12 protein-coding genes are annotated in these 12,735 nt (G+C 71.6%); 6 read left to right on the top strand and 6 right to left on the bottom strand.

Translation table 11 applies throughout. From position 1 onward, the window contains the following. Positions 1-6: 6 nt before the first annotated feature. From I3V78_RS30705 to rpmE, 5 genes are all read left to right on the top strand, one after another. Positions 7-1,314, top strand: coding sequence for a CheR family methyltransferase (locus I3V78_RS30705; RefSeq protein ID WP_338023794.1), 1,308 nt, complete (start codon positions 7-9; stop codon positions 1,312-1,314). 44 nt (positions 1,315-1,358) lie between these two features. Beyond that, a complete protein-coding gene (locus tag I3V78_RS30700) occupies positions 1,359-2,204 on the top strand; it encodes a tetratricopeptide repeat protein (RefSeq protein ID WP_204493000.1) in 846 nt (281 codons plus the stop codon). Next, the gene (locus tag I3V78_RS40010; protein WP_275583511.1) at positions 2,201-2,332 is read left to right on the top strand and encodes a hypothetical protein; all 132 of its coding nucleotides are present in this window, start codon (positions 2,201-2,203) and stop codon (positions 2,330-2,332) included. Before I3V78_RS30700 ends, I3V78_RS40010 begins: the two co-directional genes overlap by 4 nt. 75 nt (positions 2,333-2,407) lie before the next feature. Beyond that, positions 2,408-3,319: a bifunctional UDP-sugar hydrolase/5'-nucleotidase gene (locus I3V78_RS30695; RefSeq protein ID WP_338023793.1), complete on the top strand. Its 912-nt coding sequence runs from the start codon at positions 2,408-2,410 to the stop codon at positions 3,317-3,319. A gap of 121 nt (positions 3,320-3,440) precedes the next feature. Continuing rightward, on the top strand, positions 3,441-3,713 hold the full coding sequence (rpmE, locus tag I3V78_RS30690) for a 50S ribosomal protein L31 (protein ID WP_204492996.1): 273 nt from the start codon (positions 3,441-3,443) through the stop codon (positions 3,711-3,713). A gap of 82 nt (positions 3,714-3,795) precedes the next feature. On the opposite strand, the gene I3V78_RS30685 is transcribed toward rpmE, so the two are convergent. From I3V78_RS30685 to I3V78_RS30660, 6 genes are all read right to left on the bottom strand, one after another. Next, on the bottom strand, positions 3,796-4,296 hold the full coding sequence (locus I3V78_RS30685) for a peptidylprolyl isomerase (protein ID WP_204492994.1): 501 nt from the start codon (positions 4,294-4,296) through the stop codon (positions 3,796-3,798). A 74-nt stretch (positions 4,297-4,370) separates the two neighbouring features. Continuing rightward, on the bottom strand, positions 4,371-5,522 hold the full coding sequence (locus tag I3V78_RS30680) for a VWA domain-containing protein (RefSeq protein WP_204492991.1): 1,152 nt from the start codon (positions 5,520-5,522) through the stop codon (positions 4,371-4,373). Beyond that, entirely contained in the window at positions 5,509-7,770 is a 2,262-nt protein-coding gene (locus I3V78_RS30675) for a DUF5682 family protein (protein WP_338023792.1), read from the bottom strand. The genes I3V78_RS30680 and I3V78_RS30675 overlap by 14 nt, the downstream gene beginning before the upstream one ends. Further along, complete coding sequence (locus I3V78_RS30670; protein ID WP_204492989.1) at positions 7,767-8,852, bottom strand: AAA family ATPase; 1,086 nt, start codon at positions 8,850-8,852, stop codon at positions 7,767-7,769. The genes I3V78_RS30675 and I3V78_RS30670 overlap by 4 nt, the downstream gene beginning before the upstream one ends. Beyond that, complete coding sequence (locus I3V78_RS30665; RefSeq protein ID WP_204492987.1) at positions 8,849-10,336, bottom strand: DUF5691 domain-containing protein; 1,488 nt, start codon at positions 10,334-10,336, stop codon at positions 8,849-8,851. The genes I3V78_RS30670 and I3V78_RS30665 overlap by 4 nt, the downstream gene beginning before the upstream one ends. Beyond that, entirely contained in the window at positions 10,333-11,664 is a 1,332-nt protein-coding gene (locus I3V78_RS30660; protein WP_204492984.1) for an SWIM zinc finger family protein, read from the bottom strand. Before I3V78_RS30660 ends, I3V78_RS30665 begins: the two co-directional genes overlap by 4 nt. Positions 11,665-11,850: 186 nt before the next feature. Between I3V78_RS30660 and I3V78_RS30655 the strand changes: the two genes are divergently transcribed. Further along, on the top strand, positions 11,851-12,735 hold the full coding sequence (locus I3V78_RS30655) for a DNA-methyltransferase (protein WP_204492982.1): 885 nt from the start codon (positions 11,851-11,853) through the stop codon (positions 12,733-12,735).

The following is a 12,735-nucleotide window of genomic DNA, read 5'->3' as shown; positions in this document are numbered from 1 at the left end:
ACCGCGGTGCCGCCCTCCTATCCGGCCCGCTTCCACCCCGTCCACGCGCTCGTGGCGCGTCGCACGGGCATGGCCTTGAGCGACCTGCAGTGCCGCCGGCTGGACGAGAAGCTCGCGGGGTGGGGGGGCTCGAGCGTCCAGCGGCTGCTGCACCTGCAGTCCCCAGAGGGCTCCGCGGAGCTGGCCGAGCTCATCGACGCCATCACCGTGCAGAAGACGGAGCTGTTCCGGGACGAGGCCCAACTGGAGGCGCTGCGCGCGCACGTGCTGGCGCCCCTGGTGGCGCGCGAGCGGCGGCCCCTGCGGGTGTGGAGCGCGGGCTGCGCCACGGGCGAGGAGGTGGCCACGCTGCTCGTGCTGCTGGCCGAGGTGGGCGCGGATCCCGCCAGCACGGTGCTGGGCACGGACATCTCCGAGACGGCCATCCAGCGCGCCCGCGAGGGGTGGTTCAGCGCCGAGCAACTGCAGCGGGTGCCCCCCGCGCTGCGCGAGCGCTGGTTCGTGTCCGTGGGGCCGGGCCGTCACGGCCTGGTGCCCGCGCTCAAGGAGCGCGGCAGCTTCCTGTGCCACAACCTGATGGACTCGGTGTACCCCTCGCCCGTGGAGCGCCGGGGCTTCGACATCATCGTCTGCCGCAACGTCCTCATCTACTTCAGCCCCGAGTCCTTCACCCGCGTGGTGTCCTCCTTCGGCGAGCGGCTCGCGCCCGAGGGGCTCCTGGTGCTCTCCTCCACCGAGCCCCTGCTGAACACGCCGCCCGGCCTGCGCACCCTGCGCTTCGACGAGGCCTTCTTCTACGGCCGCGCGCCGCCGGAGCCCCCCGCGCCCCCCGTGCCTCCGTCCTCGGGCTCGGGCCGGTTCGCGACGGTGGGTTCGGGCTCGGGCCGGTTCGCGACGGTGGGCTCGGGCCGGTTCGCGGCGGTGGGCACGCCCGGGGCTCCGCTGGACGTGGCGCCTCCGCCGCCGCCTCCTCCGCCCACCACCCTGGCCTACGAGGAGGCGGACTCGCTCTTCAGCCAGGTGCTCGGCTGGGCCACCTCGCACACCCAGCCGGGCCCCCAGACCGAGGAGACGCTGCGGCGCTGCCTGCGGTTGGATCCGGATCTCGCCGCGGCCCGCTACCTGCTCGCCATGGTGTGCGAGCAGCGCAACGCTCCGGGTGATGCGCTGAGTGAATACCGCCGCGCGCTGCGCTCGCTGGAGGAGGGAAGGGCCCGCTCCACGCCCTTCTTCCTCAACAACGCCCGGCTCCAGGTGGCGTGTGCCCGGGCCATCGAGCGCCTGGAGCGAGCGGGCGGCCCTCGGCCGGGGTGAAAGCCCACGCATCCCAGGGGCTTTGCCCTTAGGATGTGCCCCCTATGCGAAGGCTCGCCCTCCTCGTCCTGCCGCTCGCCCTCTCCGGGTGCTTCTATCCCGCCAATCGGGGCAAGGCCCTGGAGTCCCGGCTCGACCGGCTCGACACCGCCCAGGCCCAGGTCCAGGAGGAGCTCAAGCGCACGCGCGCGGAGCTCGACGCCACGCTGCCGCGCATCGACGAGAAGATCGCCGAGGTCTCCAAGGCCCTGCAGGGCCTGGACACGGCGTCGCGCCGCTCGGGCGCGGACATCGGCATCCAGCTGCAGAAGACGGTGGAGGACCTGGCCCAGCTGCGCGGCCAGGTGGAGACGTACGTCTACAAGATTGGCGAGCTGGAGTCGGCGCTCAGCCGCACCAGCGATGACACCAATCAGCGCTTCCTGGCGCTCAAGGGTGAGGAGGCCCAGAAGGAAGCCGAGGCCCGCAAGAAGGCCGAGGAGCTCAAGCGCCCCACGGACAAGAAGGAGTTCCTCGCCCTGGCCCAGTCCAAGGCCAAGGGGGGCGAGGTGCCCGTGGCCCGCCAGCTCTACAACGAGTTCATCAAGAAGTGGCCCAAGGACGCCCTCACGGCGGACGCCCACTTCGGGCTGGGCGAGAGCTACTTCGCCGAGGACAAGTGCCGCGAGGCCCTGTTCGAGTACGGCAAGCTCCTGCAGGAGTACCCCAAGTCGGAGTCCACGCCGAACGCCTACTTGCGCTCCTCGGAGTGTTTCAAGAAACTCAAGATGCAGGAGGAGTCGCGGCTGGCGCTCGAGGAGCTCGTCAAGGGCTACCCCAAGTCCGACGCGGCCAAGACGGCCAAGAGCCGGCTCGCGGAGCTGGACAAGGCGAAGAAGGGTCGGAAATGAACCGCCGTTCATTGCTGCTCGCGTCGATGACGCTGATGCTCCTGCCCCGGGCGGCGAGCGCGGCGCCCAAGTCCGTGGTGCTGCTCTTCTCCGGAGACAACGGGGGCGAAATCGCCCCCTGTGGTTGACGCCACAACCCGTCTGGCGGTCTGGCCAGACGAAAGACGGTCTTCTCGCGGGAGCGCGCGAAGGGGCCGGTGCTGGTGCTGGATGCCGGAAACGCTCTGTTCAAGACGACCTTCGCGGGGGGAGACCCCCAGGAGAAGGCGCGGGCGCAGCTGTTGCTCGAGGAGATGGACGCCTTGGGGACCACGGCCATGGCCGTGGGCGCCCGGGATCTGATCCTGGGCGCGGACTTCCTGCGCGCCTTCCAGAAGAAGGGGAAGATGAAGCTCCTGTCCGCCAACCTCGTGGATGGCGCGGGCAAGCGGCTCTTCGACGCGTCCACGGTGGTGAGCGTGGGCGGGGTGAAGTTCGGCATCGTGGGCGTGTCGCCCTCGGGGCCCGTGCCGCGCCAGGACGGGCTGACGGGCCAGCCCGCGCTGCCCGCGGTGCTCGCCGAGGCCCGCCGCCTGCGCGAGAAGGACAAGGTGGACGTGGTGGTGGTGCTCGCGGCCCTGCCGTCCCTGGAGGCCTCCACGCTGTCGCTCCAGTCCGGCAAGGCGCTGGACCTCATCCTGCAATCCCATGACGGGCGCGTGTCCACGCTCGCCCAGCGGGACGACTACGCCCTGTTCATGACGGCGGGGGATCGGGGGCGGCAGCTCGCCCGGGCGCAGCTCACCGTGCAAGGCCCCCGCGGGCCCTTCGTGGACCTGTCCCAGCAGGATCGCGCCCAACAGAGCCTGAAGATTGTCGAGGACAACCTCGCGCAGGCCCGCAAGAGCCTCGCCGCCGCCCGCGATGCGTCGGTCCAGGCCACCTGGAGGGAGACCATCGCCGGTCTGGAGCAGCGCAAGAAGGAGCTCGGCCCCATGTCCGTGCCAGGGGGCGCCAAGGCAGGCGAGCGGGCGATCCGCTTCTCGTATGTCCCCCTGGGGAGTGACATTCCCGACGATCCGGATATCAAAGCACGGGTGGAGCGAATCGAACCGCCGGGGTCCGCATCTCATTAGATGGAAGCAGGGCCCGGTCTCGGGTCTTGTGCCCAGGCCGGTGCGCCGTTATAAGCGCCGACCTACCTTTAGAACGCCAGACCTCCCACCTCGCCGTGGGGGCAAGGCGCAGGAGTCGAACATGAAGGCCGATCTGCACCCGATGTACCCGCCCTCCCGCATCACCTGTGCGTGTGGGAGCGTCGTCGAGACCAAGTCCACGCGCGGCTCGTTCGCCGTGGAAGTCTGCTCGAACTGCCACCCCTTCTTCACGGGCAAGTACAAGCTGCTCGACACCGCGGGCCGCGTGGACAAGTTCCGCAAGAAGTACGGCGCCAAGGCCGCCATCGGCGGTCTGGCCGCCGCGGCGGGCGAGGCCGAGAAGGCCGAGGCCGAGAAGGCCGCCAAGCAGTAACAGCGGTCACGCGGTTCCCCACGGGCACGGTGTTGGACGCTTCGCAGGAGGCCTCCCACCGTGCCCGTGGTGTTTCCAGCGCCTAGGCGATCACTTCCGCCTTGGTGATCACCACGTCCTCGGTCGGCACGTTCTGGTGCATGCCGCTGTTGCCCGTCTGGACGCCCTTGATCTGATCCACGACGTCCTGGCCCTTCACCACCTTGCCGAAGACGGCGTAGCCGAAGCCTTGCTGCGTGGGCGCGGTGTGGTTGAGGAAGACGTTGTCGGCCACGTTGATGAAGAACTGCGCCGAGGCCGAGTGGGGCGCGGACGTGCGCGCCATGGCCACCGTGTACGTGTCGTTCTTCAGGCCGTTGGCGGCCTCGTTCTCGATGGTCTCGCGGGTGGGCTTCTGCTTCATGCCCGGCGCGAAGCCGCCGCCCTGGATCATGAAGTGGGGGATGACGCGGTGGAAGATGGTGCCGTCGTAGTGACCGGCCTTCACGTACTCCAGGAAGTTGGCGACCGTCTTCGGGGCCTTGGCGGAGTCCAGCTCCAGGACGATGTCGCCCTTGGACGTCGAGAGTTTCACTTGGCTCATGCGGGAGTCTTCCTCGGATGAAAGGGGGACGAACGAAAAGCGGGCGGACTCTAACCGCCTCCCCCTCTCCTGTCTCATCCAGGGCGGGCCACTTGAATCTCCCGCCGCGCGGCCCAGGCCGTCAGATCCTGGCGCTGGAGCGCCGCCGCCATGAGCTCCGGGAACAGGTCCGGCGTGCAGGCGAAGGTGGGGATGCCGAGCGCCGCGAACCGCGCGGCGTGCTGGGGGTCGTGCGAGGGCGTCCCTTGATCATTGAGCGCCAGGAGGCAGATGACCGTCACGCCCCCGTGCACGAGCGACGCGGCGTGCTGGAGCATCCGCTGGGCGTCGCCTCCCTCGAAGAGATCCGTGATGAGCACGAGGATGGTCTGGGCCGGTCGGGTGATGACTTGCTGACAGTAGGCGAGCGCCTTGGCGATGTCCGTGCCGCCGCCCAACTGCGTGCCGAAGAGCAGCTCCACGGGATCCGACAGGTGCTCGCTCAGGTCCGCCACCGCCGTGTCGAAGACGACCATGCGCGTGGTCACCGCCCGCAGGGAGGCGAGCACCGCGCCGAAGATGCTCGAGTAGACGACCGAGGTCGCCATGGAGCCACTCTGGTCGATGCAGAGCACCACGTCGCGCAGGCTCGAGCGCTTGCGCCCATGGCCTACGAGCGTGTCCACCACCACGGATTTGCGCTCGGGCAGGTAGTTGCCCAGGTTGGCGCGCAGCGTCCGGTCCCAGTCGATCTCCGCCGTGCGGGGACGGCGCGTGCGCGAGGCCCGGGACAGGGCGCCCCGCACGGCCCGCTCGGTGGGCGCGCGCAGCCGCCGCTCCAGGTCGTCCACCACCTTGCGCACCACCCGACGCGCCGTCTCCTTCGTCTTCTGGGGCAGGGTCCGGCTGAACGACAAGAGCGTGGCCACCAGCTCCACGTCCGGCTCCAGGGTCTCGAGGACCTCCGGCTGTTGCAGCATCTTGAGCAGCCCCAGCCGCGCGATCGCGTCTCCCTGCATGACGCGCACGACGGGTGTGGGGAAGTACTCGCGGATGTCCCCGAGCCAGCGCGAGACGTGGGGCATGCTGGCCTCGCGGCCCGCCTTGGGCTCGGCGTCGTACAGCGCCTCGAGCGTGCGATCCATGCGCCGCTCGTTGTCTCCCAACCGCACGCCCAGGGGCTCCTGCGCGGGCTCTCCGAGCACGAGCCGCCAGCGCTCCCGCCGCTCTTCTTCAGGAGATTTCATCGAGCCTCACTCCCAACAACGAGGACAGCACCGGCAACACCTGGGCCACGCGCTTCGGATCCAGCGTCTCCCGCGGGGTGCCCTCCCGCCGGGCCGTGGAGGACGGCGAGAAGTCCCGCACCCGATCGGCCATGTCGCGCCGCTCGGCCGCCTTGAAGCCGGAGAAGGCCCGCCGCATCAGCGGCAACTGCTCGACGAAGGACTCCCGGGCCAGGCCCTGGAGCCACCCGTCGAGCGCCTCCCACAGGCCGGTCTGGTGCAGCAGCAGCAGCGCATCGCCGGAGATGAGGCCCTCCAGCCAGGCCGCCGCGTCCTTGGGTGCGACCGACGGGGAGAGGGCGCGCTGGGCCAGGGTGGCCAGCTCCGCGTCCTGTCCCCGTCCCAGCTCCAGGCGCAGTCGCACCGCCGCGCCGCGCACGAGCCCATGGACGGCGTCGCGATGCACGAGCCCCTCCAGGGCCTGGGCCCATTCCGCCTCCCGTTCCTTGTCCGCGAGCAGTCTCACGGCCTCCTGCATGGTGCGCAGGTGCTGGCGGCGCTGGAGCGCGGCCTCGTCGTCCAACGACACACAGGCGCCCGGCAGGCCGATGATGATGCGCTCGAAGAGGCCATGGGCGATGGCGAGGATGGGCCCGGTGGGCGTCTCGCGGACGGTGCCCTGGCGGAGGCTCTTGGCGAGCTGGGGATAGGCATCGATCAGCGCCAGGATGTCCGTCGAGCGACTGGAGAGCGCTTGCAGGTGCTGGAGCACGGTGTCGATGGCCGTGGGCGGCAGCTCCGCGGGCAGGGAGCCCAGGAGCAGGTCGGTGAGCGTGCCGAGCTCCGTGGCCTCGCCGGCGCGCGCCACCACCCGGCCCACGGCCGCCAGCTCCACCGTGTTGCCGAACAGGCTGGCCTCGACCACGTTCACGGCCAGCACGGGCTGCCATTGCATGCGCCAGGTCTCGGGGAACGTGCCGGTCGTCTTCTTCTGGCTCTCCTCCAGCACCCCCCAGGGGATGTCGAGCAGGGTCAGCCGGTGGAGCAGCCGGCTGCGGTCGCGGTCCAGCGCCTTGCGCAGGTCCAGCTCCAGGAGCTTGCTCTCCGCGGAGGGCGGCAGGCGCAGCGTCTTCTGCCAGGCCGCGAGGTCTCGCGCGAGCGGCACGGAGGGCACGTCCGCGGGCACCTCGCCCAGCCCCGTGCCCACCTCCAGCTTGTCGTGGATGAGCCGCAGCGGCGTGGGGTCTCCCTCGCACAACACGCTGAGCGCCGCGTCCCGCAGCTCGTCCAGGCCCACCACGTGGCGCTCGCGCAGCGCCGCCAGCGCCTCGGCAAGTCGCACCGTCTCGATGACACTCGCGGAGGAGGCGTCCATGCCCGCGTCCCGCAGGAGGTGGGCGATGCGCGCCGCCCACGTCGACACCGGCCGCTCGGGCGTGAGCCACAGGTGCGCGTACCAGCCCGGAGAGTCCACGCCCGCGCCATACCCGCTGCGCCAGCCCAGCCGGTCATACGTCCAGGGCACCCACGTGGCGGCCACCTTCGCCTTGGGCAGGCCCTTGAGCAGGGCATCGTCCTCGCGCGCGGGCCGGGGCGTGGCGAGCGCCGGTCCATGCCAGGCCCCACACACGACGGCGATCCGCTGGTGGCCGTCCTTCTTCGCCTGACGGATGCAGCGGCGCATGTACGCCTCGCGCAGGGCCTCGCGGGCGGGCAGCGCCGACTCGTTCTCGCGCAGGGCGCTCATGGCCTCGAGCACCGCCTCGAAGACGCCCGTCACGTCCTGGCGCTGCTCGATGAGGTGCTCCCACCAGCGCTCGCCGTCCGTGTGCCCCGCCGCCCGCGCGAGCGCGCCGAGGGGATCCCTCCGAGGGGAGTCCTCCGGCTCCGTCGGCTCCGGCGCGGGGTCGAGTTCCTCCGGGGGCAGGAGCTGGTGCGTCTGCGGCAGGTCGATGAAGCGCACGGGCAGGGCGCGCGCCACCGCGTACTGGAGGGCCTGCCACTCGGGCGAGAAGACGGCGAACGGGTAGAAGACGGCGCGCGCGGGCGCCTCCACCGCGTAGACGAGCAGGGCCACCGGCGGCTTCATCTCCGCGTGGGCCGCGAGGGCGAGCAGGCCATCGGCCTCGGGGGGGCCCTCGATGAGCACCACGTCCGGCTGGAGCTGCTCGAGCGCGGCCCGCACGCCCCGCGCGCTGCCCGGGCCATGGTGCCGCACCCCGAGCACGTGCACCGTGGCGTCCGACGCCGTGCTCGCGCCACCGCTCACAACACCTCCATGCAGGCGCGGTAGAGGTCCTTCCACCCCTCGCGCTCCTTGACCACCGTCTTGAGGTACTCGAGCCACACGACCCGGTCCTGCACGGGATCCTTCACGATGGCGCCGGTGAGGCCCGCGGCCAGGTCCGGCGCCCGCAGCACGCCGTCGCCGTAGTAGCCCGCCATGGCCAGCCCGCCGTTCATCACCGAGATGACCTCGGCGGTGGACAGCGAGCCCGAGGGCGTCTTGAGCTTCATCGTCCCGTCCAGCGTGGCGCCCCCGCGCAGCTCGCGGAACAGCGTCACCACGCGGCGGATCTCCTCCAGGGCGGGCTTCTCCGCGGGCAGGGCGAGCGCCTGACCCATCTCGGCCACGCGCTTCTCGACGATCCGCACCTCCTGCTCCAGCGAGTCGGGCGTGGGCAGCACCACGGTGTTGAAGCGGCGCAAGAGCGCGCTCGACAGCTCGTTGACGCCCCGGTCCCGGTTGTTCGCCGTGGCGATGACGTTGAAGCCCGCGCGGGCCTGCACCTCGCTGGACAGCTCCGGCACGGGCAGCGTCTTCTCGCTCAAGAGCGTGATGAGCGCGTCCTGCACCTCGCTCGGCATGCGCGTGAGCTCCTCGATGCGCGCGAGCTTGCCCTCGCGCATGGCGCGCATCACGGGGCTCGGCACCAGGGCGCCCTCCGAGGGGCCCTCGGCGAGCAGCCGCGCGTAGTTCCAGCCATAGCGCAGCACCGCCTCGTCCGTGCCGGCCGTCCCCTGCACGAGCAGCGTCGAGTCCCCGCTGATGGCGGCCGCCAGGTGCTCGCTCAGCCAGGACTTGGCGGTGCCCGGCACGCCGTAGAGCAGCAGGGCGCGGTCGGTGGCGAGCGTGGCCACGGCGATCTCCACCAGCCGCGCGTTGCCGATGTACTTGGCGCTCACCGGGGTGCCATCCGCGAGCGTGCCTCCGAGCAGGTACAGGCGCACGGCCCACGGGGACAGCTTCCAGCCCGGGGGCCGGGGCCGATCGTCGACCCGGGCGAGCGCGGCCAGTTCCTCGGCGTACTGGTGTTCGGCGTGCTGGCGGAGAACGGGGGAGGCGATCACGGGTTCAACTCCTCGTGGAGGATGCGAAAGAGGGTGACGAGCCGCTGGAAGCGCTCGAAGACGGAACGGTAGGCGGACAGCCGCAGCGGCGGGGGCGGAGCATTGGCCGCGGCGAGGAGACACTCGGGCGGCAGGGCCCGGACGGCCCGCCAGAGCGGACCCACGGTGTTGGGGTTGTCGTACAGCGCGTTGAGCCACGCCATGCCCAGCTCCCGGGGCCAGGGCGCGGGGGTCAGCGCCAGGGCCTGCTCCCGCCAGGGCAGGGTGGCGGTGCCGCGCAGCAGGCGCAGGCTGTGCGCGGTGCGCTCGCTGGCGGGCAGTTGCTCGAAGACGGTGAGCGCCAGGGACTGGGCGCGGGTGGCGGTGAGCCGATGGGCGGGCTGCGCCGACCACACGTCCAGGAGCGCCGAGGCCCACGCGAGCGAGGGCTCCAACCGGAAGGCGTGGGCCCAGCCCTCGGAGAGGGCGGCGAAGTCGTCCGTCTGGGCGGCCTCGGTGGCGATGCGCTGGGGCGGGGCCTGGAAGACGCGCTCCCATTCCGGCAGCGGGACACACTCCAGGAGCCGGGTGAGCCAGTGCTCGCTCTGGCCCACGCCCGAGGGCGGCTTGTCGAGGCCATCCTTCTCGGCCTCCGCATCCCAGGCGGCGGGCAGCCGCACACTCAGCGTGGTGCCATTCCAGAGCAGCACGGTCCGGGCCCGCTCGCGCATGCGCAGCGCGAAGGCCGAGCCGGGCAGCCGCGCGAGCAGGTGGCGCGCCACCTCACGCACCGTGGGCGCGCGATGATCCTGCCGACCCAGCTCCAGCGCGGGCTCGTCCTCGGGCGACAGGGTCGGATCGAAACAGGCGAGGAAGCGCGCCCGGTGCTCGGCCTTCTCCTGCGTCCACGTGTCCATCACCCACTGGCGGGCGCGCGCCGGGTCCAGCCGTCGCATGTCCTCCAGGGCCGTGCGTCGCGCGTCGAAGGTGCCCTCGGCCCAGACACGCTCGGCCTCGGTGACCTCCAAGGGCGTGGAGGGCCGCCACGCTGGACCGAGGCGCGAGAGCCAGCGGCCCCGCTCCCCGAGCACGGGCTCCAGGCTCGCGCGCAGGGGACCCTTGCTCCGGTTCAGGGCACTGACGAGCAACTCCGGGGGCAGCCTGCGCCGGGCCCGGGCCAGGCGCTTGAAGACCTCGGCCAGGAGCTCGTCGCGCTCGGGGTCGCCCCCTCCGAGCAACTCCCGGAGCAGGGCGCTCACGCGGGGCGGGCAGACCTCCAGGGTCTCCGGCGGCACGGGCGGCTCGGTGGCCTCGGGCCGGGCGGCGAGCTGTCCCGCGGCCCGGGTGATGGCGCGCACGCCCGCGGCGAGCAGGAGCCGCTTCTCCAGCGACTGGCCCTCGAGGGCGCGGAACGCCGCGGCCTCCGGACCGTCGAGCGGATCGGCCTGGGGCGCGCGGGAGGTGCCCAACGAGGCGAGGTGGGTCAGCACGTCGGCGTCGCTCATGACATGACTCCCTGGAGGGGGTGGAGGAGCTGCCCCACGCGCGCGCCCAGGGGCCACAGGCGCTCGCCGTCCCAGTCGCCGAACACCTCGAGCGGCTGACCGCCGGACAGCGCGAGCAGCGACCAGTGGTTCTCTCCGGCCAGGCGCACCGCCGCGCCCGTGGCATCGCGCAGCCACCAGTGCGCGTGCGCGTCCCGCAGGGGCGTGACCGGACCGAGCAGCACCGGCGTGCTGTCCTGGAAGGGATTCTGGGACAGCTCCTGGGCGAAGCGCTGGCCCAGGTCCTCGATCGACAGGGTGGGCAGGGGTCCCGTCCAGGCGTGGACCTCGCCGCGCCGCTCGAGCACCTTGGCGCGACGGGGGACCGCGCTCGGCCAGAACACGCAGCGCGCGTCGAACGCCGAGCCCGGCAGGAAGCTGTCGGTGAAGGTGGCCCGCCCGGCCGCGAACTGGAGCACGAGCGCGATCCGGCCCGTGGTGGTGCCCATCAAGTAGGTGCGCTGCACGCGCACGCGCTCCTCGTCGTCCTGCACGTGCGACAGGACGGTCCAGGTGTCGTGCACCTGCTCGCCGCGGGCCTCGACTTCCTCCTCGCGCAGGGAGAAGCCCACCAGGGTGCGCAGGTCCTCCTGGAGCGGCGCGGGCAGCGTGTCCCGGCGTCCCCAGGCCTCGGCGGCGAGCGCGAGCCGACCCAGCGCGTCCAGCAGGCGCCGGGGCCAGCCGGGACCCGAGCCCGGAATCTCCGCGAGCCGCCGCACCCGCGAGGCCATGCCCGGCGCCTGGGCATCCACGAGCCGCGCCGCCTGGGTGCTCCACGTGTCCGTGTTCGGCTCCAGGCTGGCGAAGCCCATGCGCACCAGGTCCTCCATCCAGGCCCGCATCGCCTCCAGGCCCCGGCTCACGCGCTCCTGGCGATCCGACGCGCGGCGGCTCTGGGCCTGCGGGTCGGCGGGGGGCGCGCCCTCGGCGAGCGTGGCCTTGCGCTTCTCCTTGCGCTCGCTCGAGGCGGCGCGGCGCTCCAGCCATTCGGTGACCCACTCGGGCGGCGGGGCCTCGGGCAGGTGGCCGCCGGCGAAGAGCACCAGGAGCCCTAGGGCGTGCTTGCAGGGAAACTTGCGGCTCGGACACGAGCACTTGGAGGACAGGTCTCCCAGGTCGACGCGCACCTGGTACAGCGCACTGCCCCGGCACTCGCCCCAGAGCGCGTGCGCGGCGCGGCCCGGATTCGTCCAGTGGCTCGCGGCGCCGAGTTTCCGGCCCGCGGCCGCCGCCGAGGCATCCGGCGCGAGCGCGAGCACTTGTTCCACGGTCAGGGTCGAAGAGGCCATGCGTTGCGCGGGAGCATAGCCTTGGCGCTGACACGCCCGAGGCCGAAGCACCAGCGCGCGCGGCCCGTCAAGTTTCCGAGTGCTTCCACGTGCTACAGGAAAGTACAGGCGAGAAATTCGACGTAGCACCGTGTTGCCCTCACATTGCCCCCCGTCACGACGAACCCCCTCTGACGGAGGCGAGAGATGTCCGCCGAAGCCGCAGCCCCTGCCCTGAAGCTTGTCCAGCCGTCCCTGCGTGAGAGCCTCTTCGCCAAGAGCGACGCGTACCGGCTCTACCAGGGTGACAGCCTGGCCCTGCTCAAGCAGTTCGAGGCCGGCACGTTCGACATGGTGTTCGCCGATCCCCCGTACTTCCTGTCCAACGGCGGCTTCACCTGCAAGAACGGCAAGCGCGCCGCGGTGAACAAGGGCGAGTGGGACGTGTCGCGCGGCGTGGAGGAGGATCATGCCTTCACCAGCGCCTGGCTCAAGGAGTGCCAGCGCGTGCTCAAGCCCACGGGCAGCATCTGGGTGAGCGGCACCCAGCACGTCATCTTCTCGGTGGGCTTCGCGATGCAGAAGCTCGGCTACAAGCTGCTCAACACCGTCACCTGGTACAAGCCCAACGCGAGCCCCAACCTCGCCTGCCGCTACTTCACGCACTCCTCCGAGCTGCTCATCTGGGCCTCGCCCAAGCCGGCCGCCAAGCTCCAGCACACCTTCAATTACAAGAAGATGAAGCAGGACAACGGCGGCAAGCAGATGCGCGACGTGTGGGCCCTGCCGCGCACGGGTGAGGAGGAGCTGGAGGCGGACGAGGCCGGCCGGGTGTGGACCATGACGGCGCCGCGCCGCGAGGAGAAGGCGCACGGCAGCCACCCCACGCAGAAGCCCGTGTCGCTGCTCGAGCGCGTCATCGAGGCGAGCACCCCCGAGGACGCCCTCATCCTCGATCCGTTCAACGGCAGCGGCACCACCGGCGTGGCGGCCATGAAGCTCGGCCGGCGCTACGTGGGCATCGACCTGGACGCCAACTACCTGTCGCTGACCAAGAAGCGCCTGGCCGAGGCCGAGCGCGCGAGCCGCTAA

This window comes from Archangium primigenium (assembly GCF_016904885.1).
GTDB classification, from domain to species: Bacteria; Myxococcota; Myxococcia; order Myxococcales; family Myxococcaceae; genus Cystobacter; species Cystobacter primigenius.
Note: the sequence above shows the minus strand (reverse complement) of the source record. Positions and strands in the feature narration are given on the sequence as shown.

Bases quoted from the DNA above. Each gene is read 5' to 3' on its own strand.
- rpmE (WP_204492996.1), top strand. From the start codon at position 3,441: ATGAAGGCCGATCTGCACCCGATGTACCCGCCCTCCCGCATCACCTGT.
- I3V78_RS40010 (WP_275583511.1), top strand. From the start codon at position 2,201: ATGAACCGCCGTTCATTGCTGCTCGCGTCGATGACGCTGATGCTCCTG.
- I3V78_RS30680 (WP_204492991.1), bottom strand. From the start codon at position 5,522: ATGAAATCTCCTGAAGAAGAGCGGCGGGAGCGCTGGCGGCTCGTGCTC.
- I3V78_RS30685 (WP_204492994.1), bottom strand. From the start codon at position 4,296: ATGAGCCAAGTGAAACTCTCGACGTCCAAGGGCGACATCGTCCTGGAG.
- I3V78_RS30665 (WP_204492987.1), bottom strand. From the start codon at position 10,336: ATGAGCGACGCCGACGTGCTGACCCACCTCGCCTCGTTGGGCACCTCC.
- I3V78_RS30655 (WP_204492982.1), top strand. From the start codon at position 11,851: ATGTCCGCCGAAGCCGCAGCCCCTGCCCTGAAGCTTGTCCAGCCGTCC.
- I3V78_RS30660 (WP_204492984.1), bottom strand. From the start codon at position 11,664: ATGGCCTCTTCGACCCTGACCGTGGAACAAGTGCTCGCGCTCGCGCCG.
- I3V78_RS30700 (WP_204493000.1), top strand. From the start codon at position 1,359: ATGCGAAGGCTCGCCCTCCTCGTCCTGCCGCTCGCCCTCTCCGGGTGC.